At 63.8% G+C, this 24,724-nt stretch carries 23 protein-coding genes; 11 read left to right on the forward strand and 12 right to left on the reverse strand.

Translation table 11 applies throughout. The features are described from left to right. The 3 genes from HP499_RS04410 to HP499_RS04420 form a co-directional block, all read left to right on the forward strand. Positions 1-1,022: GGDEF domain-containing protein (locus HP499_RS04410; protein ID WP_172322716.1), on the forward strand; the 1,022-nt coding region annotated here is incomplete at its 5' end. Continuing rightward, a complete protein-coding gene (locus HP499_RS04415) occupies positions 1,019-1,522 on the forward strand; it encodes a hypothetical protein (RefSeq protein WP_172322717.1) in 504 nt (167 codons plus the stop codon). The genes HP499_RS04410 and HP499_RS04415, both read left to right, overlap by 4 nt. Next, entirely contained in the window at positions 1,519-2,940 is a 1,422-nt protein-coding gene (locus tag HP499_RS04420) for an EAL domain-containing protein (protein ID WP_172322718.1), read from the forward strand. Before HP499_RS04415 ends, HP499_RS04420 begins: the two co-directional genes overlap by 4 nt. A 67-nt stretch (positions 2,941-3,007) precedes the next feature. On the opposite strand, the gene purL is transcribed toward HP499_RS04420, so the two are convergent. Genes purL through purS form a run of 3 tightly spaced genes read right to left on the reverse strand, consistent with a single transcriptional unit; the run spans position 3,008 to position 6,337 of the window. Then, positions 3,008-5,317: a phosphoribosylformylglycinamidine synthase subunit PurL gene (gene purL / locus HP499_RS04425; RefSeq protein WP_172322719.1), complete on the reverse strand. Its 2,310-nt coding sequence runs from the start codon at positions 5,315-5,317 to the stop codon at positions 3,008-3,010. Next, complete coding sequence (gene purQ, locus HP499_RS04430; RefSeq protein ID WP_172322720.1) at positions 5,314-6,084, reverse strand: phosphoribosylformylglycinamidine synthase subunit PurQ; 771 nt, start codon at positions 6,082-6,084, stop codon at positions 5,314-5,316. The genes purL and purQ overlap by 4 nt, the downstream gene beginning before the upstream one ends. Before the next feature lies 1 nt (position 6,085). After that, complete coding sequence (gene purS, locus HP499_RS04435; protein WP_011773385.1) at positions 6,086-6,337, reverse strand: phosphoribosylformylglycinamidine synthase subunit PurS; 252 nt, start codon at positions 6,335-6,337, stop codon at positions 6,086-6,088. A 302-nt stretch (positions 6,338-6,639) separates the two neighbouring features. On the opposite strand from purS, the gene HP499_RS04440 reads away from it, so the two are divergent. Both HP499_RS04440 and HP499_RS04445 read left to right on the forward strand, forming a co-directional pair. Further along, entirely contained in the window at positions 6,640-6,825 is a 186-nt protein-coding gene (locus HP499_RS04440) for a hypothetical protein (RefSeq protein WP_172322721.1), read from the forward strand. A gap of 161 nt (positions 6,826-6,986) precedes the next feature. Next, positions 6,987-7,277 carry a DUF1540 domain-containing protein gene (locus tag HP499_RS04445; RefSeq protein ID WP_018779990.1) on the forward strand — a complete coding sequence of 97 codons (291 nt, stop codon included), beginning with the start codon at positions 6,987-6,989 and terminating at the stop codon, positions 7,275-7,277. A gap of 59 nt (positions 7,278-7,336) precedes the next feature. On the opposite strand, the gene HP499_RS04450 is transcribed toward HP499_RS04445, so the two are convergent. Together HP499_RS04450 and HP499_RS04455 are read right to left on the reverse strand one after the other, a co-directional pair. Further along, complete coding sequence (locus HP499_RS04450) at positions 7,337-8,281, reverse strand: manganese catalase family protein (RefSeq protein WP_172322722.1); 945 nt, start codon at positions 8,279-8,281, stop codon at positions 7,337-7,339. A 129-nt stretch (positions 8,282-8,410) separates the two neighbouring features. Further along, complete coding sequence (locus HP499_RS04455) at positions 8,411-9,358, reverse strand: NAD(P)-dependent oxidoreductase (protein WP_172322723.1); 948 nt, start codon at positions 9,356-9,358, stop codon at positions 8,411-8,413. Between the two features lie 236 nt (positions 9,359-9,594). On the opposite strand from HP499_RS04455, the gene HP499_RS04460 reads away from it, so the two are divergent. Both HP499_RS04460 and HP499_RS04465 read left to right on the forward strand, forming a co-directional pair. After that, positions 9,595-12,531, forward strand: a complete 2,937-nt coding sequence (locus HP499_RS04460; RefSeq protein ID WP_253951397.1) for an exo-alpha-sialidase — start codon at positions 9,595-9,597, stop codon at positions 12,529-12,531. A 294-nt stretch (positions 12,532-12,825) separates the two neighbouring features. Beyond that, the gene (locus tag HP499_RS04465) at positions 12,826-15,912 is read left to right on the forward strand and encodes a S8 family serine peptidase (RefSeq protein WP_172322734.1); all 3,087 of its coding nucleotides are present in this window, start codon (positions 12,826-12,828) and stop codon (positions 15,910-15,912) included. Between the two features lie 87 nt (positions 15,913-15,999). On the opposite strand, the gene HP499_RS04470 is transcribed toward HP499_RS04465, so the two are convergent. The 4 genes from HP499_RS04470 to HP499_RS04485 all read right to left on the reverse strand — a co-directional run bounded on the left by HP499_RS04470 (position 16,000) and on the right by HP499_RS04485 (position 18,518). Continuing rightward, a complete protein-coding gene (locus HP499_RS04470) occupies positions 16,000-16,401 on the reverse strand; it encodes a serine protease inhibitor (protein ID WP_172322725.1) in 402 nt (133 codons plus the stop codon). A gap of 29 nt (positions 16,402-16,430) precedes the next feature. Continuing rightward, positions 16,431-17,369 carry a 3-methyladenine DNA glycosylase gene (locus HP499_RS04475; protein WP_172322726.1) on the reverse strand — a complete coding sequence of 313 codons (939 nt, stop codon included), beginning with the start codon at positions 17,367-17,369 and terminating at the stop codon, positions 16,431-16,433. Further along, positions 17,356-17,889 carry an SSI family serine proteinase inhibitor gene (locus tag HP499_RS04480; RefSeq protein WP_172322727.1) on the reverse strand — a complete coding sequence of 178 codons (534 nt, stop codon included), beginning with the start codon at positions 17,887-17,889 and terminating at the stop codon, positions 17,356-17,358. The genes HP499_RS04475 and HP499_RS04480 overlap by 14 nt, the downstream gene beginning before the upstream one ends. 164 nt (positions 17,890-18,053) lie before the next feature. Continuing rightward, positions 18,054-18,518 carry a MarR family winged helix-turn-helix transcriptional regulator gene (locus HP499_RS04485; RefSeq protein WP_172322728.1) on the reverse strand — a complete coding sequence of 155 codons (465 nt, stop codon included), beginning with the start codon at positions 18,516-18,518 and terminating at the stop codon, positions 18,054-18,056. Positions 18,519-18,628: 110 nt separating this feature from the next. On the opposite strand from HP499_RS04485, the gene HP499_RS04490 reads away from it, so the two are divergent. The 3 genes from HP499_RS04490 (at position 18,629) to HP499_RS04500 (ending at position 19,707) form a co-directional block, all read left to right on the forward strand. Further along, on the forward strand, positions 18,629-18,853 hold the full coding sequence (locus tag HP499_RS04490) for a hypothetical protein (protein ID WP_026541816.1): 225 nt from the start codon (positions 18,629-18,631) through the stop codon (positions 18,851-18,853). Positions 18,854-19,024: 171 nt separating this feature from the next. Further along, on the forward strand, positions 19,025-19,261 hold the full coding sequence (locus HP499_RS04495) for a hypothetical protein (RefSeq protein WP_172322729.1): 237 nt from the start codon (positions 19,025-19,027) through the stop codon (positions 19,259-19,261). 71 nt (positions 19,262-19,332) lie between these two features. Then, a complete protein-coding gene (locus HP499_RS04500) occupies positions 19,333-19,707 on the forward strand; it encodes a lipopolysaccharide assembly LapA domain-containing protein (RefSeq protein WP_172322730.1) in 375 nt (124 codons plus the stop codon). Between the two features lie 132 nt (positions 19,708-19,839). Here the strand turns inward: HP499_RS04500 and HP499_RS04505 are convergent, their stop codons facing one another. The 3 genes from HP499_RS04505 to HP499_RS04515 form a co-directional block, all read right to left on the reverse strand. Beyond that, complete coding sequence (locus HP499_RS04505) at positions 19,840-20,139, reverse strand: DUF4193 domain-containing protein (RefSeq protein ID WP_011773410.1); 300 nt, start codon at positions 20,137-20,139, stop codon at positions 19,840-19,842. 155 nt (positions 20,140-20,294) lie between these two features. Then, positions 20,295-22,790 (reverse strand): beta-glucosidase, encoded by a 2,496-nt coding sequence (locus tag HP499_RS04510; RefSeq protein ID WP_172322731.1) that lies wholly within the window; start codon positions 22,788-22,790, stop codon positions 20,295-20,297. Beyond that, positions 22,791-24,071: an MFS transporter gene (locus HP499_RS04515; protein WP_172322732.1), complete on the reverse strand. Its 1,281-nt coding sequence runs from the start codon at positions 24,069-24,071 to the stop codon at positions 22,791-22,793. 135 nt (positions 24,072-24,206) lie between these two features. On the opposite strand from HP499_RS04515, the gene HP499_RS04520 reads away from it, so the two are divergent. Then, the coding region (locus HP499_RS04520; RefSeq protein WP_172322733.1) for a TetR/AcrR family transcriptional regulator at positions 24,207-24,724 on the forward strand (518 nt) is incomplete at its 3' end.

The raw sequence follows: 24,724 nt of genomic DNA on the forward strand, positions 1-24,724 counted from the left end.
TGCTCAACGGCACCCCCCACCAGCAGTGGGCGAATCCCGTGGGCAACATTTTGGTGGTGGCCGGAGCGTTCAGCGTCTGGGCAGGAGCAAAAACCCTGCGGGACCGGAAAGCCGCGCCCTGGCAGCTGGTAGTGGGGCCGGCCGTCACCGCAGTGGCGTCCGTCCTGGACAACCCGGGGACCAACGTGTGGTCCGGGGGCTTCGTCTATCTGGCGATGATGACCGCGGGCATAGCGCTGGCCGCCTATGACTTGTGGTTCATCAAGTCTTCGCACTCCCAGGTCCATAAAGCGCTGTCCCTTGCCGCGGGCTTACTGGCTGCCTATTACTTGGGCCGCTGGCTGGTCTACACACTTGAAGGCCCGTTCAGCCACACCTTCACCACCTACTTCGGACCGGCGCCTTCAGCCCTGATCTCCATGGTGCTCCTGGTCACCGTGTCCTTCAGCATGACTGCCCTGACCAGCGATCAACTCATCAAGGGACTCAAGGAACGGGCCGACCGCGACCACCTGACCGGCCTGCTCAACCGTGGAACCTTCCTGGACCTGGCCACCACGGAGCTCAACCGCTTGCAGTCCACAGGGTCCGGCGCGGCCATAGTCCTTGCCGACCTTGACCATTTCAAGGCGGTCAATGACGAATTCGGCCACGGAGCCGGGGATGTGGCCCTGCAGGCCTTCGCCGAATCCTGCGGCGCCTCTGTCAGGTCCACCGATCTGATCGGACGCTATGGCGGCGAGGAATTCATCCTGTTCCTGCCCGGGGCCACCCAGGACCGGGCCGAGGACATCGCAGCCGAAATCAGCCGCCGGATGGCAGCCGCCCCCGCACCCGAGGGCGTCGCATTCCCCACCATCAGCTACGGAGTCACCTCCAGCATTCCAGAAGGGGCTGACTTGAAATTCATGATTGAGGTGGCCGACGCGGCCCTGTACAGCGCCAAGGCGCAAGGAAGAAACCGGATTGTAGGAGCGGACCGCCTTGAGGCGGCCACGATTGCGGATGAGGCACGATCATGACCATCAACGAACTCACCACCAGGATCCAGATCCAGCACACCCAGGAACTGTCCGCCTTCCGGCAAAGCATCACCAGCCCGCCCTATATGGCCGGGACGCCCACATCACTGAACGCTGACCGCCGATCGGTCCGAATGGGCCCCGTTCAATCGGTGGAAGATACCAACGCCAACCTGACCATTGTGGCCGACGTCGAAGGACTCGCCTGGTTCACTGCGGACAAAGGCCTGCTGGGCAGCTGCATCACGGTCTCGATCGCCGGCCACCGCAGGAACACCGGCACCCGGGTCCACCTTCCGCTGGCCGAATGCGACGCTTGGATCGAGGCCATCCTCGGCGGATCCTGGATCACGCACGTCTACCGCGCCGGCCAGAAAGTGGAGCCTGACGGCAGGCTGGACGTGGCCTCCTACCGGCTCTTCCTGGACGAGCGCCGCCACCCCGTCGCCAAACCCCAGGCCGTCGCCGACACATCGCTGCGACGCCTGGAAGAATCGTGACCAGCACCAAGCCCCGACGACTGGTTGCTACAGACGATTCCCGGATTGAACAACTGGAGCAGCGTGTCCGCACCCTGATGGAGGAACTCCACCAGGTCCGGAATGAGCAACGCCGTGAAGCACTGACCGATGCGCTCACCGGACTCGGCAACCGGGCGGCCTTGATGGATGCCTTCGTTGCTGCCCGGAATGCCGCAGCCGGGGGCGCTGCCCAGCCTGCGGTTCTCCTGATCAACCTTGATGGCTTCAAAGCGCTGAAGAACTCCGCCGGCCACGCCGCGGCGGACCAGGTCCTGGTGGCCGTGGCCATGCGGATCCAGTCTGCCGTGCGGGAGGGCGACGTCGTGACCCGTCTGGGTGCCGACGAATTCGCCGTGCTGCTGCCCGCCACGCCCCCAACCCGGGCCTCCGCCGTCGGGAACCGCGTCCTGGCCGCGCTGGAACCGAACATCGACGTCGGGAACAACAGCGTCCGCTGCGGTGCCAGCATGGGCTTACGGGCAGCCGAGACCCACCACACCCTGGAGGACCTGCTTCAAGAAGCCGATTTCGCGGTGGAGGAATCCAAGAGCGAGGGCCGGAACAAGCTCAAGGCGTTCGATCCCGCCACGGCGCACGCCCGGCAACTTCAGCGGCAGATTGTGGGCGAACTCCGCGAGGCCATCAGCTCGGACCAACTGGTCCTGAACTACCAGCCGATTGTGGAACTGGCCACGGGAAGGATCGAAGGTTGTGAGGCCTTGGTCCGCTGGAACCACCCCGTGCATGGCCTGATCATGCCGGACCAGTTCATTCCCGTGGCCGAGGCCACCGGACTCATAGCGGAGCTGGGACGGTGGGTCCTGCGCACCGCCGTTGGACAGTTGCGGCACTGGCGGGAGGATCCGGCCACCGCACAGCATCAGTTCTCCATGCGCATCAATGTCTCCGCCGCGGACCTGCAAAGCCTGGAGTTCGTGGACGACGTCAGCGAAGCCCTGGCCGAGGAAAGCCTGCCGCCCGAAGCGTTGGTCCTGGAGCTGACGGAGAGCGCCATCATCCACAACAATGAGTTGGACCGCTACACCCTGGCGAGCCTGCACAGGCTGGGTGTGGGGCTGGAAATCGACGACTTCGGTGCCGGCTACTCCTCCATGGGCTACTTGCGGAAACTGCCCGTGGACCGGGTGAAAGTGGACCGGCAGTTCGTGAAGGACCTTGGGAAGGACCCTTCCCAACTCAAGTTCCTGGCCGCCATCCAGGACGTCATCCGGTCCTGCGGGCTCGAAGGGGTGTGGGAGGGCATTGAAACCGCCGAGGAGGCAGAAGCCCTCCGCAGCATTGGCTGCACCAGCGGCCAAGGGTACTACTTTGGCAGGCCGTTGCCCGGGCCCGAGTTCACCGAGCAGCTGGTTCGGCAGCGGACCTGGCCTGGGTAAACCGCCGCGGACACGCGCAAGGCCCCGGCACTCTCCGAGCACCGGGGCCTTGCGATGTTATCTGTCCTTAGCCGAAGTGCTTCGGCAGGGTTCCTTCGTGTGCTTCGCGGAGGGCGTCCAGGGAGAGCTCCTCTACGCCGTTGATCTCCAGCTTTCCACCGGCAGCGTCAACAACGCCGATCCGGAGGTGGGCGAAGCCGCGGGCCGTGCACATGTCCTTGAAACGGACTTCCTCGGAGCGGGGCACGGACACGACGGCCCGGGCCTGGGTCTCGGAGAAGAGTGCCGTGAAGAGGTCCACACCGTCGCGCTCCATGAGTTCCTCAAGGGCGATCCGGGCACCGACGCCGTAGCGCAGCGAGGACTCCACCAAGGCGGCCGCGAGGCCGCCTTCGGAGAGGTCGTGTGCTGCGTCAACCATGCCGTCGCGTGAAGCGTTGATCAGGATCTCGCCCAACGCGCGCTCAGCCGCGAGGTCCACCTTGGGCGGCAAACCACCGAGGTGTCCGCGCAGGTTGGACCATTCCGAACCGTCCAGTTCTGCTGCGGTGGTACCCAGCAGGTAGATGGCCTGGCCATCCTCGCGCCAACCCGACGGCGTACGGCGGGCGACGTCGTCGAGCTTGCCCAGGACTGCCACCACAGGGGAGGGGTGGATCGGCGTGGTGCCGGTCTGGTTGTACAAGGAGACGTTGCCGCCGGTCACCGGGATGCCGAGTTCCATGCAGGCGTCAGACAGGCCACGGATGGCTTCGGCAAGCTGCCACATGACATCCGGGTCCTCGGGGGAGCCGAAGTTCAGGCAGTCGCTGACGGCCATCGGAACGGCGCCGGAGGTAGCGACGTTACGGTAGGCCTCAGCCAAAGCCAGTTGCGCGCCCTGGTAGGGCTCAAGGTAGGTGTAGCGGCCGTTGGCGTCGGTAGCCAAGGCAACGCCCAGGCCGGTTTCCTCGTCAACGCGGACTACGCCGGAGTCATCCGGGAACGCCATGGCGGTGTTGCCGCCAACGTAGCGGTCGTACTGGTTGGTGATCCAGGCCTTGGAGCACATGTTCGGCGACGCCACCAGCTCAGTGACGGCTGCTGCAAGCTCGGAGGGAGCCGACGGACGGCCGGCGTCTTCCACGGAACCGGTGAAGGTGTTGGCCTGCACCGAGTCCTGCCACTCCGGGCGGGCGAACGGACGGTCGTAGACCGGGCCGTCGTGCGCAACGGTGCGGGGATCGACGTCGACGATTACCTCGCCTTCCCAGGTGATGATGAGGCGGCCGGTGTCGGTCACTTCACCCAACCAGGAGTACTCCACGGCCCACTTGTCCATCACAGCTTCAAACGCTTCGATGTTCTCCGGGGTGACCACGGCCATCATGCGTTCCTGCGACTCGGACATGAGGATCTCGCCCGGAGTCAGCGTGGGGTCGCGCAGCAGGACGGAGGTGAGCTCCACCTCCATGCCGCCGTCGCCGTTGGAGGCGAGCTCGGACGTGGCGCAGGAGATGCCTGCCGCGCCCAGGTCCTGGATGCCTTCAACCAAGGAGCCCTTGAAGAGCTCCAGGCAGCACTCAATGAGGACCTTCTCAGCGAAGGGGTCGCCCACCTGGACGGCCGGACGCTTGGAGGGCTTGGTGTCATCGAAGGACTCCGAGGCCAGCACCGAAGCGCCGCCAATGCCGTCGCCGCCGGTGCGTGCACCGAAGAGGACAACCTTGTTGCCCTTGCCGGAGGCGTTGGCCAAGCGGATGTCCTCATGGCGCATGACGCCCACGGCCAGTGCGTTCACCAGCGGGTTGCCCTGGTAGACGGAGTCGAACACCATTTCGCCACCGATGTTCGGCAGGCCAAGGCAGTTGCCGTAGCCGCCGATGCCTGCGACGGCACCGTGCATGACGCGGGCGGTGTCCGGGTGGTCGATCGCGCCAAAGCGCAGCGGGTCCATCACGGCAACCGGGCGGGCACCCATGGAGATGATGTCGCGGACAATGCCGCCGATGCCGGTAGCGGCACCCTGGTAAGGCTCAACGAACGACGGCGAGTTGTGGGACTCGATCTTGAACGTCACGGCCCAGCCGTCGCCGAGGTTGGTGACGCCGGCGTTCTCGCCGATGCCCACCAGCATGTCCTTCTTCATTTCCTCGGTAACCTTCTCGCCGAACTGGCGGAGGTGGTTCTTGGAGGACTTGTAGGAGCAGTGCTCGCTCCACATGACGGAGTACATGGCCAGCTCGGCGCCGGTGGGGCGGCGGCCGAGGACCTTGACGATCTCGTCGAATTCGTTCTGCTTCAGGCCCAGCTCGGCCCACGGGAGTTCCGTGTCCGGGGTCTTGGCAGCGTGCTCAACGGTGTCGATGTTGAACTTCTTGGTGGTTTCCGTGGTCACTTGTCGCCTCCCACAATCTTGGTCAGTACGGAGGTGAAGAAACCGAGGCCGTCGGTGTCGCGGGGTGCGCCATCAAGGGACTCGGGACCGAAGCCGGTCTCCACAGCGTGCTCCGGGTGCGGCATGAGGCCCACCACGTTGCCGGCTGCGTTGGAGATGCCGGCGATGTCGCGGCGGGAGCCGTTCGGGTTGAAGCCCACGTAGCGGAACACCACGCGGCCCTCAGCCTCGAGGGCATCCAGGGTCTTCTCGTCGGCGATGTACTGGCCGTCCTGGTTCTTCAACGGCACGATAATTTCCTGGCCATCCGTGTAGTCCACGGTCCAGGCAGTGTTGGCGTTCTCCACGCGCAACGTCTGGTCCCGGCAGATGAACTTCAGGTGGTCGTTCTTGATCATGGAACCGGGCAGCAGGTGCGATTCGGTCAGGATCTGGAAACCATTGCAAATACCCAGCACGGGGAGCTTCGCCTCGGAGTTCGCTGCATCGATGATCTTGGACATCAGCGGAGCGAAACGCGAAATAGCGCCGGCACGGAGGTAGTCACCATAGGAGAAACCACCGGGGATGATGACGGCATCAACATCGCCCAGCTCGGAGTCCGCATGCCACAAGGACACAGCAGTACCGCCTGCAAGACGCACTGCGCGGGCGGCATCGCGGTCATCAAGGGTGCCTGGGAAAGTCACCACGCCGATTTTGGCGCCGGCGAGGCGGGGCTCTGCGGCGATGGCCACGGCCTCGCCAATCAGGGGAATCGACGTCATATCAGGCCTCGACGACCTCGACGTTGACAACATCCTCGATCACCGGGTTGGACAGGAGGGTCTCGGCAGCTTCGCGGGCCTGGGCCAGGATAGCGTCGGTCACCTCGCCGTCGACGGTCAGTTCGAAGCGCTTGCCCTGGCGGACTGCGCTGAAGCTGTTGAAGCCGAGGCGGGGCAGAGCACCCACGATGGCCTTCCCCTGGGGGTCCAGAATCTCGGGCTTGGGCATGACGTCAACGACGATCCGGGGCATCCGGTAACTCCTGTGCGTGAGTTGGGTGAACCTTAAATAAGGCTGCCGCGGAGGTGCCGTCTCACGCCGTTCAGCCGCATCCAAACAGCGTTTCAGCACAGGGCTGAAGACGATGTGAACTGCAATGTTTGAACGGCATGGGGGGCGCTCCGCGAGCTTGCACACCTATTCTACCGGGATCAACGCGCATACCCTATTCAGCCGGATTGCGCGAGGGCACCCCGCCGTGGCGGTCCAAAAAGACCCGCTGAAGGCCGACGGCGGCACTTTCCCGGGGTGTCCGGCGTCACTAGGATTGCGGCATGGCTGAGAAACCGAAATCGATGGTGCTGGGTGTTGTGGCCGCGGCAGTTTTTGCGGGTTTGGGCCGGATGGTGATCCAGAAAATCGCGGCGGACAGAGCGGCACGGAACAACCGTGTGACTGCTCCCCTGGATGCAGAAACGCGCGCCAGGATCAGTGACGCTTTGCGTACTCCAAGTAAGTGAAACCTAACCTTGGAAGTGCCGTTTTTCGGCGGAATGGCGCGGATTAGGGCACATACAAATGCGCTATTCAAAGCGGTTAAATAATGTGATTCCGGCGTATTTTGGAAAGTACACGCGGGGTTCGCCCCCAGTACTATTCAGGATCCAAACCAGGAGGAACAATGACCGACCACATTGCCGAAGTATCCGCCTGTAGCGTTGGCAGCTGCGGCTTCAACCACGATGGCTGCACCGCTTTTGGAATCACCATCGGTGGAACCCAGGACCACGCTTCCTGCGCAACCTTCATTGACACCAATGCCATGGGCGGCCTTCCCAAGGTCCTTGCCCACGTGGGCGCCTGCCAGCGCTCGGAGTGCGTCCACAACAACAACCTCATGTGCGAGGCACACGACGTCAAGGTGGGCCCGGGCCGCGAGGCCGCGGACTGCCTGACCTACGAGCACGCCTGATATCTCCTGACGAACAAAAAGGATCCCCGCCTCGAAAGAGGCGGGGATCCTTTTGCGGTTTAGCCCACCTTGGGGTTGTCCGCGTCCTGCAACTCCTGCTCGGCCACGGCTTGAATCATCGCCAGGAGCTCGGGGTCCAGCCCGGGGGCGAACTCCTCCTTGCGTTCGGGAGCCATAGTCATCGGGAAGCCGTCAGGCATGACGTCGGTGGTCAGCTCGGTGCCGTCGTTGGACGGCGAAGCGCCGCGGTAGAGCTTCCCTGCCTCGCTGAGGTTGTCCGCGCTGAAGGTGTACTGGACGCTCTGCAGGCCCGTGTCCAGGAGTTTCTTCACCTCAGGGAATTGCTCGGCGTTGGTCTTCGGAATCGGGAGGACCTTGCCCCAGTTCACGCCCAGGCTCTCCAGGGCCTTGGCATAGGCATTCTCATGGGCTTGGTCGCGGACAATCAGGTACGCGATGGTGGAGCGTGCGGTCTTGTTCTCCGTCATCTCGTAGATGCGGCACTTCTGCAGCCTGCCCGTGGATTCGAGCATCAGGTTGTACAGCAGGTCCAGGACCAGGTTTCCACTGTTGTAGACGTACGAACCGCTCCACGGGTTGCCGGCGGCGTCCACGGGCAGGGCGCCCTGGGCGCCTACCAGGTAGTGGTGGATGTTGCTGTGGTCCAAGGCGATCTTCAAGGGGGTGGCTCCCTTGGCTCCGGGCTCGTCCACGGGATCGGTCTTCTTGCCCTGGTAGCGCGGTGAGCCATCCAGGAGCCGGGAAATGGTGGTTCCGATGAGTTCCACGTGGCTGATCTCTTCGGTGCCGATGCCCTGAAGCAGATCCTTGTAAGGCTTGGAGGCGGGGTCGCCGCGGAAGTTCATGCTCTGGAAGAGGTACTGCATCATGGTTCGCATTTCGCCGAACTGGCCGCCCAGTCCTTCCTGGAGTGCGTTGGCTGCAGCGGGGTCAGGCTCGTCTACGGCAATTTCGTTGATGAGAAGTTGGGTGTGCAGGTACATTGCGATTCCTCACGTTGTTCATGCTGCCTGTGGGGTGGAAACCCTCTGCTGGCCACCCCGAACCACCCCACCATAAGCATGCTTACTATTCAGAGGCAATGAAAAATATTGATTTTTGGTGGCCAGGCGTCAGCCGGCAACCTGGTTGGTCAGGGGCTTCCCGTCCTTGAGCGCAGTGACGTTTGCCAGGACCAGCTTTGCTGCACCTTTGGGGCGGTTGCCCGCAACGTGGGGCGTGATGATCAGGTTTGGCGCGCCCCACAGTGCGGAATCGGCGGGCAACGGTTCCTTCTTGGTGACATCCAGGGCAGCGACCCGCAGGCTGCCGTCTTCCAGGGCTGCGAGCAGGGCGTCTTCATCCACCGTTGCGCCGCGGCCAACATTGACAAAGATGGCGGTGTCCGGAAGGGCTTGGAGGATATCGCGGTTCAGGGCATTGGCGGTTTCCGGAGTGGCCGGCAGGATCGAGACCAGGATGTCGGTACCGCGCAGGACTTCCTGGAATTCCTCGTCCGCCACCACGGGGAAGCCGTAGCGCTCGCCTTTGGAGCTGGCGACGCCGGTGACATTCGCACCCAGGGCGGCCAGCAGGGGAGCCAGTCGGCCCGCGATTGAACCGAAGCCCCAGATGGTGACATTGGCGTCGTCGAGCGTGTAGAGCTGCTCGGTGTCAGGCGCGGACTGGGTCGCGTTGTACGGCTCGTTCCAGGTGGCGGCCTGCTGGGACTCCATGAGTTGGTCCATGCGGCGGACCGCAGCCAAAATCAGTGCCAAGGCGTGTTCGGCCACGGGGCCATCGTGAAGCGAGCGACCGGAGGTGATGGCCACGTTCTCCGCGAAACCCGCTGCCAGCACGGAATCCGGGCCGGCTGCCAGGGTCTGTACCAGCTTGAGTGCGCGCAGTTCCTTGGCGGCATCGGCCAGGTTCTCCCGGGTGTTTCGCCAGGCAACCAGGACCTCTGCATCGCGGTGTTCGGCGGGAATGGGCTCGTCCACGGCGTAGACCACCACGTTCTCTCCTGCGGCTGAGAGTTGGGAGAGGTCCAGTTTGATGGTGTCGGGGACGAGGATTTTCACTTCAACTCCTGGGATGGCGCGGCTCGGGCATTCGCCTTTGAGGCTACCTCCTTGGTGCCGGGGCGGGGCTTTCCGCCTTCATCTCTGGCAATGTGACGGCGCACACCTTATGGTTGTAGGACGTTCGACGTAGCACGTAACACGAACGCCAATCCGAGTTGTCACTTCACCCCCATCCCTGCGCTGGTCATGGGTGTGAGCCGCCAACCCGGAGTCGATTCGAAAGGACATCGGATTTGAGATCCTCAACATCACCTCTCGCCCGCATCGCCGCCGTCGGCACCTTGAGCTTGGGCCTGCTGGCCGGCTTGGGCCTGCCGGCCATGGCAGCACCCATCCCGCCCAACAACCCTGCAGCAGCTCCCGGCACTTTCACCGAGGCCAACCTCGCGGCGAATCGGACCGCAGCCAACTTCTTCTACCGGATCCCCGCCTTGACGTACCTCGGCAACAACGTGGTGCTCGCTGCCTGGGACGGGCGCCCGGGCTCGGCCGCTGATGCGCCCAATCCGAACTCGATCGTGCAGCGCCGCAGCACTGATGGGGGACAGACCTGGGGACCTGTCACGGTCATCGCCGCCGGACATGCAGGCGACGCCAGCGGACCCAAGTACGGCTACAGCGATCCCTCCTACATTCATGACGCCGAGGCAGGAAAGGTGTTCGCCTTCTTCGTCTACTCCAAGGACCAGGGGTTCGGCGGCAGCCAGTTCGGCAACGACGACGCCGACAGGACGGTGATCTCCTCCGCGGTCATCGAGTCCGCGGACGGCGGCGTGACCTGGAGCCAGCCCAGGCTCATCACGGGCGTGACCAAGCCCGGAACCAGCAAGACCAGCCCGGTGGCGGGCGACGTCCGCTCCAACTTCGCATCCTCCGGCGAAGGCATCCAGCTCAAATACGGCCCGTACAAGGGTCGCCTGATCCAGCAGTTTGCCGGTGACATCCGGCAGGCCGATGGCACCAACAAGATCCAGGCGTACAGCGTCTACTCCGATGACCACGGCGCCACCTGGAAGAAGGGCGCCAATGTTGGGGACCGGATGGACGAGAACAAGACAGTGGAGCTCTCCGATGGCAGGGTGCTCCTGAACTCCCGGGACAACGCCAACCAGGGCTACCGCAAGGTGGCCGTTTCCACCGACGGCGGCCTCACCTACGGCCCGGTCACCCAGGACACGGAACTCCCGGACCCCGCCAACAACGGAGCCATCGCGCGCATGTTCCCCCAAGCCGCCCAGGGTTCTGCCGACGCCAAAAAACTCATCTTCACCAACGCCAACTCCACAACAGGGCGCGAAAACGTCTCGGCCCGGGTCTCCTGCGACGACGGCGCCACCTGGCCAGGCGTCCGCACCATCCGCCCGGGATTCTCCGCCTACTCCACCGTGACCCGCCTTGAAAACGGAAAAATCGGTGTGCTCTACGAGGGCAACTACACAGACAACATGCCGTTCGCGAAGTTCGATGATGCCTGGCTGAATTACGTCTGCGCGCCGCTGTCCGTCCCCGCTGTCACCACAGCCCCGGGGGCCACGCAGCAGGTGCCTGTAACAGTCAGCAACCAGGAAGCAACCACGTTGTCCGGGGCTGCCGCCACCATCTACACGCCCACCGGCTGGTCCGCCACCACCGTTCCGGTTCCTTCATTGGCGCCGGGGGCGTCCGCCACTGTCAACGTCGCTTTGACGGCACCCGCGAATGCCAGTGGACCGCAGAAACTGAACGCGGCCTTTACGGCCACGGACGGCCGGGTTTCGCAGTTCACCTTCACCGCCACTGTGCCGGCGGCCCCGCAAGTGGGGCTCACCATCACCGGGACGGCGCCCGCCCGGGATGTCGTTGCAAACCCCTACCAGGCCGGTGACATCCTCGGATACACGTTGAACGTCAAGAGCACCTCCAACGTCACAGCCAACGCGGTGCCGGTTTCCGGAACGTTCGACTCAGGCTTCCTGCCGCCGTCGGCTCCCAGCTGCCGCTACAACAACCTGGCCGCAGGTGGCAGTTACACCTGCACCACTGCCAAGCACGTCATCACGGCGGCGGACATCGAGCGTGGCTACTTCGTTCCCGAAGCAAGCTTCAGCATCACGGCAAGTTCGACGCCGTCACTCACCAGGACGGTCCCGTTCACAGGCGCTGCGGTGGCCTTGCGCGACGGCTTGCTGACAGCTGACATCAGTGGGGCGCGTGCCGACGTCGGGCGCGATCTTGCCAGCCAGCCGTACGCGGCAGGTGAGTTGGTCCCGTATGCCTTCACGGTCAAGAACACCAGTCCGCTGGTGGAGAAGGTAGTCCCCACCGCCGGAAACTTCAGTCCGTTCCTTCCGGAGGGGCCGGGGAACTGCCGTTACAGCGTGCTGCCGGCAGGCCAGGGCTATCAGTGCGCCACCCCTCGCCACACCGTCACAGCCGAAGAGGCGGAGCAGGGATTCTTCGTTCCCAAGAGCACCTGGGAGGTCAGCTCGGCAGGCCAAAGCACCAAGACGTTCACGGTGGATGGGGGCGAGGTGGACCTTAAGGTCCGGGAGCCGAAGCTGGAGGCCACCGTCACTGCCTCCTGGGATGACGCCGACGGCGACCGCTTCGCCAGCGCGGGCGATCCCGTGACATACACCTACACGGTGGGTAATGCCGGCAACGTGGCACTGGCAGGGTTGGAGGCTCCGGACGCCGGTATTTCCGAAGCCACGCTGACCGCCGGATCCACGGTATCTGCCACTCGCCAGCACGTCCTGAGTGCTGCGGATATTTCTGCCGGCCGCTTGGGCCCTGTCTCGTTTGCGGCGAAAGCAAGCAATGGTTCCCGTGAGGTCGCCGCTGTTGCAGAGGGGGATCCGCTGGTGCTTGCCGTGCAGCCTGCCCGGCCTGACTCTGTGCCGGTAGTGACCGTCCAGGAGCTGGGCATGCCGCCCGCTGACCTGGGCACGGCGGAGAAGTACCGCACGGGCCAGAAAGTGGTGTTGAAGTCCCTGGAGTATGGGAACTGGTATTACCTGTACCTGAACAAGACCGGGTACCGCCTGGGCTGGGTCTTTCCGACCACGGACAATACCGTGGAGTTCATCCTTCCCGCTGAGGTGAACAATGGGCGCGACGACGTTGTGGTCCTGGACAAGGATGGCGTCCAAGTGTCTTTTGACCGGCTGCAGGTGACACCAAAGGGCTAGCACTTTATTGGGGGAGGGCCGGGCAATTGTGACAAGACAAAATTCCCAAAATGTGCTGTATGTCATATTCGGCTCTCACTAGGTACTCTGTGACTCGGCTGGTTGCGCGGCTTTGACAAGAACTGTCAAAGGTTCAACCAACTAAAAGTTGACAGGCCCAGGCGATGGAGCCTGGTCCTCCCTCAGTGAAAGGTGCAACCACTCGTGAAATCACAAGGAAAGAGCTTCGTCAGAAGCGGGGGGCTTCGAAAGGCCGCGGCACTGGCCGTGGGCTTGCCGTTGCTTCTCTCTTCGATGGCGATGCCGGCCCAGGCCGCTCCCACGCCGGAGACGCCCGGGAACGTTGCAGGCGTGGCCAAGAAGAACCTTGACCCCAGCGCCTACAAGGATGGCCGTTACATGGTTGTCCTGGCGGAGAAGCCTGCGGCAACTTACGACGGCGGTACGGCGGGCCTTGCGCCCACCAAGCCTGAAGAGGGCAAGAAGCTCGACGCCGACAGCGCCCAGGTGAAGGAATACCAGCAGCACCTGCAGACGCAACAGCAAGAAATTGCCACCCAGGAAAACATCACCATTGAGCGTGACTTCACCACCGCCGTCAACGGCTTCAGCGCAAACCTGACGGCCGACCAGGCCATCAACCTGGCCAAGGATCCCAAGGTCCTCATGGTGGCACCGGACACGCAGTACGCGCCGGACTACTCCACCACCGACTTCCTCAAGCTCAGCGGCCCCAACGGCACCTGGGCCACCCAGTACGGTGGCCAGGACAACGCAGGCAAGGGCACCGTTGTTGGCGTCATCGACACCGGCTACACCCCCTCCAATCCGTTCTTCGCTGGTGAGCCCGTAGGCCCGCTGGTCGGCAACCCGCAGGTAGGCGTTCCCTACCGCACCTCCGACGGCAAGATCGCCATGCTCAAAGCCGATGGCGATACCTTCATCGGCGAATGCCAGCCAGGCACTGACACCGGTGCCGATTACGATGGCAGCGCCTGCAACTCCAAGGTCCTGAGCACCCACTACTTCGCCGACGCCTTCCTTGAGACGGTCGCCCCGGAAAACCGGGCTCCCGAAGAAGTCATCTCTGCCGTTGACGTGGACAGCCACGGCACCCACACGGCCAGCACCGCGGCCGGCAACGCCAACGTGGACGCCGTAGTGGACGGCCGCAGCTTCGGAACCACCAGCGGGATTGCCCCGGCTGCCAAGCTCGCGGTCTACAAGGTCTGCTGGGAGGACACCGATCCCGCTACGGGCGGTTGCTACGGCTCCGCTTCCGTGGATGCGATCGAGCAAGCCATCCTGGACGGCGTGGATGTGCTGAACTACTCCATCTCCGGTTCAACCACCACCACCACGGACCCTGTCTCCCTGGCCTTCCTGTCCGCAGCGTCGGCAGGCATCTTCGTGGCTACCTCGGCCGGTAACTCCGGACCGACTGCCAGCACCGTGAACCACGGAGCACCATGGCTGACCACGGTTGCCGCAACCTCGTTCTCCCAGGAACTCCAGGGCACCGTTGAATTCTCCGACGGCAGCAAATTCCGCGGAGCGTCCATCATGAACCGCGAGGTGAGCGGGGCCGGCGTCGTGCTGTCCACCAACGCTGCAAGCGGTGAAGGCAACGCGGCACTGTGTGCTCCGGGCTCATTGGACCCCGCCAAGGTAGCCGGCAAGGTTGTTGTCTGTGACCGCGGCGTGGTTGACCGCACCGCCAAGAGCGCCGAGGTCCTCCGCGGCGGTGGCGTGGGCATGATCCTGGTGAACCTGACGGACTCCTCGCTGGACACGGACAAGCACGTCATCCCCACGGTCCACGTGAACCCGCCCGCAACGCAGACCATCAAGGACAAGGTCACGGCCAACCCGGCCATCACCGTTTCCCTGCTGAACCGCGATACCACGGGCCTTCCTGCCGAAGCCCAGCCGCAGATTGCCGGCTTCTCTTCCCGCGGTCCGCTGCTTGCCACCGACTCGGACCTGTTGAAGCCTGACGTCTCAGCTCCCGGCGTCGCGATCCTTGCCGGTGTTTCGCCGATCGGAACAGGCGGAGACAACTTCGGCTTCCTGTCCGGAACCTCCATGGCTGCCCCGCACGTTGCCGGCTTCGGCGCGCTGATCCTGGCCAAGAACCCGCAGTGGTCCCCGGCCACCGTGAAGTCCGCCATGATGACAACCGCAGGCCCGGTCAAACTGGCCAACGGTTCGGTCAACAAGGACGTCTTCGCTACCGGTGCCGGACAGGTCGACCCCGCCAAGGTCCTCTCGCCCGGCCTCGTTTACGATGCCACCACCGAGGACTACCTCAAGTTCGTCCAAGGCACGGGCATGGACCTGGGTATTGAGGGACTCGGTACCACTGCACCGCGAGACATGAACGTTCCCTCTTTCGCCCTCGGCAACCTTGCCGGCAAGATCGAGGTCACCCGTACGCTGACCGCCCTCACGGCAGGCACCTACCGGGCGTCAGTCAACGTTCCGGGCGTCAACGTCAAGATCACCCCGTCGGTGCTCACTTTCGGGGCTCCTGGCGAGAAGAAGACGTTCAAGGTCCAGTTCGAGAACAGGAACGCCGAGCTGGGCAAGTTCGCCATGGGTTCGCTGAGCTGGCAGGGTGCCAACAAGACCGTCACCTCGCCGATCGCCGTACGGCCGCAGTCCGTCATTGCGGACAAGGCCCTGGCGTTCACCGGAACCGGCCCCAACGGCTCCGGAACCATCAACATCACCTCCGGCACCAACCTGCCGGTAGGAGTGACCGTCGATGGCCTGTCCAAGGCTGATTCCTCGGCTGTTGAGCTGGTCCCCGGGCCGTTCGCGGGCGAAACCAATGCGTCCAACTACGTCAAAAAGGTGACCGTTGGCCAGGGCAGTGCCCTTGCCAAGTTCTCCGTGATCTCCTCCAGTGAGGCCGCGGACTTCGACATGCTGGTCCTCACCCCGTCCGGTCAGCAGCTGCCTGCAGCCACGGCCTCGGCCAGTGAGACGCTCTCCGTTCCCAACCCGGCAGCGGGCGACTACTACATCTTCGCCAACCTGTACGCGAGCCCCAACAACCAGGCCACCAAGGCCACCGTTGATGCCGCAGTCCTCGGTGCCAACCAGGGCAACGCCACGGTGACGCCTAACCCGATCCGCCTCGCCAATGGCAAGACGGGCCAGATTTCGCTGAACTGGAAGAACCTGGAGCCCGGTTCCTACATCGGCCGCCTCACCTTCGCAGGTACCAGTGAGCCGAGTTTCGTCACCGTCCTGGTCAACCCGGGCGGGGCCGTAGTGGTTCCGGATGAGGAAGACCCGAAGAAGGACAAGAAGGACAAGAAGAACCACGGCAAGATCCGTGGCGACGAGCCGACGCAGAGCAACAACGCCGGCTAGTTCGTTCTTGATCCAGTAACTGATCCAGTAACTGATGTCTTAACAACAGTGGCCGGCGGGGATTCCCGCCGGCCACTGCTGCGTGTATCAGATGTTGCCTGTGGAGCCTCCGGTGTTCCCCAGCAGGGACGCCAGGGCCTTCCAGCGGGCGATTTCGCAACCGTCAGTCCTGCTGAACCGGCTGTTGACTTTTTTCCCACGGAACCAGCCCGTCACTACGGCCACCTGCGGGCCGCCGTACTGCTGGGTGCAGATCCTGTCGGGACGGGGCTCGGGGAAGAAGATTTCCTCGCCGAATTGCTCGACGGCGGCCAGCGCCGCGGCTGCATCCGGCAGGTTCGAGTCCAGGGAGTCGGGATCGGGCGAGAGGATGCCTGCTGCGGACCGAAGGCGGAACTCGCGTGGTTCAGCGTCAGGTGCCTCAGTCAGCGTGACTGTGAGATCGACGTCGTACTCGCTGTTCGGTGACTCGCTCGTGGGGGAAACCATGGTGACCTTTCGCTGGTGGCGGCGGGTGCTCAGGCGGCCAATCCACTCAGCTCGGTGAGGAGCGGATCTATTGCCTGTTGCACGCGGGTCCGCAGCTCCTGGGATTCGGCCGCGAAAGCCCGCTGGTATTCAACGTACTCGGCCTTGCCCTGCGGTGTCTCGATCCTGATGGGTGGGTAGCCCCATTGTTCGAGATCGTAGGGGGAGGCCTTCATGTCCATGGCGCGGATCCGCCACGAAAGCTCAAAGCAGTCCATCACCAGTTCGCTGGGCAGTGCCGGGGTCAGCTTGTACGCCCACTTGTAGAGGTCCATATTGGCGTGCAGGCAACCGGGCTGCTCCATGGTGCGCTGGTTTTCGCGCGTGGGGATGAGCTCATTCAGTGGCGTGGCGTCCGGGGTGTAGAAACGGAACGCGTCAAAGTGCGAGCACCGGATACGGTTCTCTTCCACCACGGTGTCCGTGCCCTCACCGCCAAGCCGCAGCTTCAGGTATTCATGGCGGAGTTCGAACTTCTCCTGCCGGTACACCATGGCCCACTCGTGCAGTCCGAAGCAGCCAAACTGGGCCGGGCGCTTCGCCGTGCCCGACAGGATGATTCCGGCGAAGCGGACAGCTTCGGCGCGGTCAGCCAGGAAGCCGCCGCGATCAAAGGTGACCGCCGGCGTTCCTGCCGGGAGCCCCAGTGAGGCGAGTTCGTCGTCGTCGAGCGTTCGGTAGAACTTCCACGCGGCCCGCTCAAGGGCCCGCGGACCGCTGAGGACCGTACCGTCGCCGGGATGCCAGCGCAGCAACTGTCCGGGTTTCTGCGTGTAGTAGGTGAAGAGGAAGTCCTCGACCGGGTGCTTTTTGCCGGCCGAACGCCTGGCCAGGTACGGGTCCGCGTAACGCGCCACCCGGGCGTGATGGGCTGCCTCCAGCCCGAGCCAATGCTCCTGGGGGAGGTGCCGCAGCCTAGAGGCCGCCATCTGATCCGAGGACGCTCTTCGCGGCGTCCCATAGGGCGATCTGGCAACCGTCGGTGCGGTTGAAGGCTGCCGTTACTTCCTTGCCGTCCACGGCGCCGGTCACCTTTGCCGTTGCCGGGCCGCCGTACTGCATGGTGCAGGCCTGGTCCGTTTTGGTGGGCGAAGGGCTGAGGATGGCGGGGCTGTCTTTGATGGTGGTGCAGGCTTCCCGGGCGGTTGGGTGGTTGCTTTCAGCGGCGGGTACACCGTCCGCGCAGACGAGCGTGAAAGTCTGCGGCGCTGCTTCCGGGGATTCAACCAAAGTGATGGAGAGTTCGGCATTGCCTGCGCCAGGTGCCGCCGTGGCGCTGGGAGTGGCGCTGCTGCCGGGGCTGGTGCTTGCGCTGCTGCTTGAAGGCGCCGACGACGACGGCGCCTGGTTTGCGCTGCCCGTGGAACCGGGTGTGGGGGAGCCGGAGCATGCGGCCAGACCGGCGACGGCCAGGACTGCCAACAGGGGCCGAACAAATCGCATGCGCATGGAATCTCCTAGGTTGCGTCCATTTTACGCGGCACTTGTGGTGCCCCGTTTCTGTGTTCGCTTCAAGAACACCATCGGGGCAGTGCACTTGGCTAGGGGACGCGCGGGTGGTTTGCCGGGGTTGCGGGGGTTGCCAGCAAACGGGGGGCGACTAAACGGTGCGGCTAGAGGGAGTTGTGCCGCTGGGTTGCTGCGATCAGTCCCGTCATGGCCTGATGCAAATCTGCAACTTCCTCGCGGGTGAGCTGAAGGCGCTCGCGGATTTCGCCCGGGACAGCCGTTGCCTGTTCACGGAGTGCGGCACCCTTTTCCGTCAAGGTGATGGCCAGGGCGCGTTCATTGCCAAGCACGCGCCCGCGGGTGATGAGTTCGGCTTCTTCGAGGCGTTTCAGCAGCGGTGACAGGGTTGCGGGGTCGTGGAGGAGGCTGTCGCTGATGTCCTTCAGTGTGCGGGGGCTCCGCTCCCACAGGGCCAGCATCACCAAGTACTGGGGATGCGTCAGGCCGAGCCGTTCAAGCACGGGTTTGTAAACGCCCACCACGCTGCGGGACGCCACGGTCAGCGCGAAGCACAATTGACGCTCCAGCAGGAGGTCCTCGGTTTCCTCGGCTTGGTTGGTCGCCGTCATGGTGCCTCCTGTTTGCTGCCTTGATCGGCACTCCGATCGCATTAGTTAGTGTACTAATGATTAGCGTACTATGGAGTTATTGAACCCGTCTAACAAGGAGTCGATCGTCAGTGGCCAAGGAATCCCTCACCCGGAAGTTCATGCGCGCCACGGGCAAGTTCCGGGTGGTTTTCGGCCCCGCGCACAGCAGTTCCCTCGATCATGAGATGACCGAGGCCAACCGGAAGTTGCTCGCCCAGCGCCAGGCCGAGACCCAGCAGTGGGAAACCCTCCGCCGCCCGGATGGCAGCACCTACGTGGTGCCCCGCAACCCGGACGACAAGTCCCTCCGGTAAGCCACCCCCTTCCTTCTCCGCCGAGTTGGCCCTTGGCCCCCCCTGTTTTCCAAAAACAGGGGGGCCAACTGCCGTCTCGGCGACGGATTCGGGCGTAAAATTGGCCTCACTGAACGGCACGCGCCAGCCCTGCCGCTTTTTCGCTCTCCGGTAAGAAAGGAGGTGGAAAACATGGGACGCAGAATGGAAGGCTTCGTCCACGTCACCGAGCGGCTCCAGTCCGTTTTTGGACCGGCAACCCACGGCGACACGGATAGCCCCGTGGTGCACAAGCATGATGATTTCGAGACCGCTTCCGAGGCGGATCTGAAGAACTTCGACATCGAGACTGATTCCGAAGGCCATCACTACGCTGTCCGGAACAACGATCCGGGCCCAACCTCAACCGACTACTCGATGCGGCACTGACTACCGCTCAACTCATCAGCATGCTTACTATGTGTAGGACCAGGTGATGCCGGAACAAGAGGGGGCCGTCAGTGAGTTTCCAGGATGATGCCGCGGGAATGCCAGCGGGGTCCGAGCGGCACGAGCGGCCGGAGCGCAACGCCGCACCAGCTGCGCCAGCCACGTCCAGGCCCACCCGCACTGCCGCCCTATGGGTCGCAGTTGCCGTGGGATTGGTGGTGTTGGTGATGCTGATCGTCTTCTTCGTCCAAAACCAGGACATGATCACGGTGCGGTTCTTCGGTTTGGAAGGAACGCTCGCCCTCGGCACCACACTCTTCATTGCCGCTGTGGGCGGAGGCGTGCTGGTGGCCCTTGCGGGAGGGGCCCGGATCCTGCAACTCAGGATCGCCAACCATCGCCGCAGGAAGACCGTCGGCGGCCCGGAAGGCGGCTACCAGCTTTAAACGGCTGCCGGCATTAACGGCTGCCGGCATTAACTGCGGAAGGACCGGAGCGCTTGCTCCGGTCCTTCCGCAATTTAATCCCGACGGCGGCACTCCCTGACGATTTTAGGTCCGCCGGGGTGGGGGGCTGTCTTAGCCTTCGCAGTCGGTGCAGTACGCGACGCCGTCTTTTTCGCGCGCGATCTGCGAGCGGTGGCGAACCAGGAAGCAGGAGTGACAAGTGAACTCGTCGTTGGCCTGCGGAATAACCTGGATCACCAGTTCTTCGGCGACGATTTCGCCGCCGGGGCCGTTGGCGTCGAGGCCATCGGTTTCGTCCAGTTCAAGCACGACACTCTTGGCCGTGGGAGCGCTGGCGGACTGGAGAGCCTGGAGGGACTGCTCCTGGTTCTCTTTTACATCGGTACGGAGTTCGTCGTAATCGGCTGCCACTTTTTAATGCCTCTTCGTGTTAGGGGGTTACCGGGTATGCAACGTACAGCATGCCACGAAAATTCCATACCATACCCCAGTTCCATCGCTTGTGGCGAAAACCACGTGGGTGACGGCCAAAAAACCCCGTCACCCAGCGTGATTTTACTCATGTATTACCGGAGTTCGATGTCCAGAGCCTGGAATTGATCGGACGCGTGGCGACCAACCAGCATGCCGAACGTGCCCTGCTCAAACTGCCAGCCGGCGTCGTAATGTGCAAACGCCTTGGCGGGGATGCGTATTTCCACGCTCTCGGTTCCGTTGGCGGCAAGGTGCGTTCCGGCGTAGCCGGCAAGCCAGCGAACGGGACGCTCTACGTCCGATTCCCGGCGTTCCAGATAGACCTGGACAACTTCCCGTCCGGTGCGGGTGCCGGTGTTCTTGACGGGTACGTGCACCACAACATCGTTGCCGGCCGTGACCACCTGCGGGGCATGGGCCGTGCCGAGTTCAAAGGTTGTGTACCCCAGTCCGAAGCCGAACGGCAGGGCAGGAGCGGCGCCGCCCTCGGATTCCTGCTTGAGCCAGGCGCGGTAGCCGATGTGGATTCCCTCTGAGTAGACCACTTTGCCGTCAACGGGGGTGGTGTTGAGGACCGGGACGTCGTGGAGGGCTGCAGGCCACGTGGTGGGCAGGCGCCCGCCGGGCTCTTCGACGCCCAGCAGGATGTCCGCAATGGCGTTACCGAATTCCTGGCCGCCGAACCAGCCCAAGAGCACGGCACCCACCTTGTCCAGCCACGGCATGAGCACCGGTGATCCGGAGTTCACCACCACCACCGTGCGTGGGTTGGCTGCGGCGACTGCCTCCACAAGCTGGTTCTGGTAGCCGGGCAGGTCCAGGTCTTTACGGTCGAAGCCCTCGGACTCGATGGCCGCGTTGGTGCCCACCACCACCACGGCAACCTCGGAGTTCCGGGCAGCTTCCACGGCGGCGTCAATCTCTGCCTGTGGGTCCGCCACCACTGTTTCCTCGCCCAGGAGGATGGCGGTGAAGGGAATGACCTGCTCCTTGGGCAGCTGGTACTCGGCCTCGATCCGGACGATCTGGCCGGCGGTGGTTTCCACTGCATGGACGGTCTTGGGCGGATCGAACAGTGCGGCTCCCAAAACTTCGGTGTCGTCCTTGATCTCGTCATTGAACACTTCCGCCCGGTCCAGCACCAAGCGGATACTGCCCACGGTTCCGACGCCAACGTGGTGCACGCCTGCTGTTTCGGCTGTCCAGTCCGCTTCCATGCGGATGGAGGCGGCGCCGTCGGGAATTCCAATGCCGAACCAGATCAGGTGCGAGGCCAGGCGGTCCTCACCGGAAATGTCCGTGCCATCGGCGGCGAGGAAGGTCACGCGTATTCCGGGAACGCCGGAGACCGGGTTGTGGAGGGATGTGCGGGGGAAGGGCTGGAGGCCCTCGGCTACCTTGGCGCCACGGGCGTAGGTGAGGGTGACGTCGTCGGGCAGTGCTTTGCGCAGGCCCTCCAACGGCGAGATTGTGTACTTAGGCATCACGGTGGCGCTGCCGCCGCCCTGGGTCCGGGCTTCATCGGCGTTGTGGCCGATCACGGCGACACTGCTGAGCGCCTTCGCGTCGAGCGGCAGGATGCCCTTGTTGCGGACCAGTACGGCACCGCGGACGGCCACTTCACGCGCGACGACGGCCCCGTCCAGTTGCGCCGGGAGCTGGCTCACGGCGGGCTCGAAGCCTTCGAGGGAGCCGACGCGGGCAGCCAGGCGCAGGATGCGGGTGACTTTTTCAAGGATGGCCTCACGGCTGACGCGGCCATCCTTGACGGCGGCAAGGAGCTTGGGTCCCCAGTGGCCCACAGGGCCGGGCATTTCCAGGTCCTGGTGCGCGTTTGCCGCGTCCACGGAGCGTACGCCGGTCCAGTCGGAGACCACCACGCCATCGAAGCCCCATTCGGTGGACAGCGGGGTCTCCAGCAACGTGTTCTCACTGGCGGTGGTGCCGTTGATGGAGTTGTAGGAGCTCATCACCAGCCAGGCCCGGGCCTCGGTGATGGCGTCCTCGAAGGCCGCCAGGTACAGCTCCCGGAGCGGGCGTTCATCCACTACGGAGTCGGCGGTGAAACGCTCGGTTTCGGCCTCGTTGGCGAGGTAGTGCTTGGGAGTGGCACCCACGCCCATGGACTGGACCCCGGCAACGTACCCTGCAGCCATCGTGGCCGTGAGCCTGGGGTCCTCGCTCATGCATTCGAAGTGGCGGCCGCCCAGCGGAGAGCGGTGCAGGTTGATGGTGGGTCCCAGGACGGCGTGCACGCCTTTACGGCGGGCCTCCTGCCCCAGGACCTGCCCGTAGCGGCGCGCCGTCTCAACGCTCCACGTCGCTGACAAAGCGGACGACGACGGCAAGGAGACGGAGTCGTGGCGTTCATCGAAGTCTTCGCCGCGGACGCCGGCCGGACCGTCGGACATGACGACGCGGGACAGTCCGATCTCAGGGATGGCGTGCGTGGACCACACGTCTGCGCCCGTCAGCAGTTGCACCTGCTGTTCGAGGGACAGGCTTTGGGCCAGTTCCAGGATCCTGGCTTCAGCATCCTGGGCTCCTGCTGGGGGCGTGGTGACTGCCGGGGAAAGTGCGGGATTCATTTACTTGACTCCTTTGATACGTGTGACGAGGAGGGCTCCGATGATGCCTACCACCGCACCTCCGAGGAACAATGCGGGGTAGCCACCCAGGGCGATGACCGGGAAGGCGATTGCCGGGACCAGCGATTGGGGGAGGGCCTGGGCGATGTTGAAGACGCCGAAAGTCTTGGCATTCTCCGACTGGTCGCTTGGCAGCAAATCCGTAATGAGCGCTACGTCCACGGCGCTGAAAACGCCGAGGCCCAGGCCCAGGATTCCTTGGCCCACCAGCACCTGACCGGTGTCGGTGCTGGTGGCGATGACCACCAAGCCGCCCATCATGATCAGGGCAGAGGCGATCACCATGCTCTTGCGCTTGCCCAGGCGGTCGCTGATCCAGCCACCGGCAAGGCTGGTGATCACGGTTCCGGCAGAGCTCACCAGGGTTGCTTGGAACACCAGGCTGGGGACCTCCGTTTCGGCGACCTGGAGGTGGTCCGTGAAGAAGTACGGCAGGTAGAGCAGTCCGGCACAGTAGCCAACATAGACCAGGAATTTAGTGACCCAGGCCCACCCCAGGCCGGGGTAATCCTTGGGGTTGAAGTAGAAGGAACCCAGGACTTCCTTGACGTTCAATGGTGCCGGTTTCCCGGTGAGGACCCGGTCCTTGAAGGTAAACGCGAAGACGATGGCAATCGCGGTGCCGATGACGCCCGGGACTACGGCCATCAGCAAGGCGGTCTCGAACATCTGCGCCAGGAAGGCTGCAGCCACCAGGCCAATAGGCAACGTCATGCCGATAAGCCCGGAAAGGCGGCCGCGCTCCGTGGGGCCGGCTTGGTCGGGAAGGGTTGCCACCAAGGCGGCGAGTGCCGCGTTGAAGCCCAGCTGTGCTAGAACCCAGCCGACGAGGACTGCTCCCACTTCCGTAGCCGACCCCAGCAGGAACAGTGCTGCGAGGCCGATCAGTGAACCGCCGACGATCCACGGTTTCCGCATGCCGAACCGCGACGTCGTACGGTCGCTGAGCCGGCCAAAGAACGGATTGGCGACCAAGGCGACAGCGGCTCCGACGCCGGCCACGAGGCTTAGCGCACCGGCGCGAGTCTCCGGGGTGGTGATTTCCGAAACCTTGATGGCCAGGACTACCAGCGCCGGTGCGAGGACGGCCATCCAGAGTCCGGCGCTCGCGATGGGCATGCCAATGATGTAGGCGCGGGAAGCGGCTTTGGGCGGCGCGCTTCCGAGACCCGGGGCGATGGTTTCCATGCCCGCGGGCTGCTGATCGATATTGAGGGCCACATTGCCTCCTGCTGAACAGTGACCCACCGTTGGGTCTTGAAGGAAGACTCTAGCCCTAAAAATCGAGTCTGACTAGGTTTTCAAGAAAAATGTCGAGTGAAGCTCGACTTTCGGAGGGTCAAATAGACTGAACGGATGTCAACGTCCAAGGCCCGGGGCCAGTACGCCAAGGGTGCGGAACGCCGTGAACAGATCATCCAGACGGCAACCGACGTGTTTGCCACCGAAGGTTTTGAAGGAACGGCGCTCAAGCGGGTTGCCGAACTCGTGGGAGTCAAGGAAGCCACCCTCTTCCACTACTTCAAAGGCAAGCAGGAACTACTGACCGCAGTCCTGGCCGAACGGGACAAACGCTCGCTCGCCGTGGGCGGCACCGCGGAAGTGGGTTTGAGCCTCATGCCGCCCATCGCCGAACGGAATGTCCGCGAACCTGGCCTGACCACGCTCTATGCGGTTGCCTCAGCTACAGCCAATGACCCTGAGCATGCTTCCCACAGCTACTTCAAAGAGCGGTACGAGACAGTGGTCCGGGATATTGCCGACGACATCGCAAAGCGACAGGAAACCGGCGAGGTGCGCACCGACGTCGACTCCGTGATGTTGGCGCGGCTGACCGTGGCCGCCTTCGACGGACTCCAACTGCAGTGGCTGTA

It is taken from the genome of Paenarthrobacter sp. CM16, assembly GCF_013179505.1.
GTDB lineage: Bacteria > Actinomycetota > Actinomycetes > Actinomycetales > Micrococcaceae > Arthrobacter.

Excerpts from the sequence above, each read along its gene's own strand:
- purS (WP_011773385.1), bottom strand. The coding sequence starts at position 6,337 with ATGCCCCGGATCGTCGTTGACGTCATGCCCAAGCCCGAGATTCTGGAC.
- HP499_RS04445 (WP_018779990.1), top strand. The coding sequence starts at position 6,987 with ATGACCGACCACATTGCCGAAGTATCCGCCTGTAGCGTTGGCAGCTGC.
- HP499_RS04440 (WP_172322721.1), top strand. The coding sequence starts at position 6,640 with ATGGCTGAGAAACCGAAATCGATGGTGCTGGGTGTTGTGGCCGCGGCA.
- HP499_RS04415 (WP_172322717.1), top strand. The coding sequence starts at position 1,019 with ATGACCATCAACGAACTCACCACCAGGATCCAGATCCAGCACACCCAG.
- HP499_RS04485 (WP_172322728.1), bottom strand. The coding sequence starts at position 18,518 with ATGACGGCGACCAACCAAGCCGAGGAAACCGAGGACCTCCTGCTGGAG.
- HP499_RS04450 (WP_172322722.1), bottom strand. The coding sequence starts at position 8,281 with ATGTACCTGCACACCCAACTTCTCATCAACGAAATTGCCGTAGACGAG.
- purQ (WP_172322720.1), bottom strand. The coding sequence starts at position 6,084 with ATGACGTCGATTCCCCTGATTGGCGAGGCCGTGGCCATCGCCGCAGAG.
- HP499_RS04495 (WP_172322729.1), top strand. The coding sequence starts at position 19,025 with ATGGGACGCAGAATGGAAGGCTTCGTCCACGTCACCGAGCGGCTCCAG.
- HP499_RS04510 (WP_172322731.1), bottom strand. The coding sequence starts at position 22,790 with ATGAATCCCGCACTTTCCCCGGCAGTCACCACGCCCCCAGCAGGAGCC.
- HP499_RS04475 (WP_172322726.1), bottom strand. The coding sequence starts at position 17,369 with ATGGCGGCCTCTAGGCTGCGGCACCTCCCCCAGGAGCATTGGCTCGGG.
- HP499_RS04465 (WP_172322734.1), top strand. The coding sequence starts at position 12,826 with ATGGCGATGCCGGCCCAGGCCGCTCCCACGCCGGAGACGCCCGGGAAC.
- HP499_RS04480 (WP_172322727.1), bottom strand. The coding sequence starts at position 17,889 with ATGCGCATGCGATTTGTTCGGCCCCTGTTGGCAGTCCTGGCCGTCGCC.
- HP499_RS04470 (WP_172322725.1), bottom strand. The coding sequence starts at position 16,401 with ATGGTTTCCCCCACGAGCGAGTCACCGAACAGCGAGTACGACGTCGAT.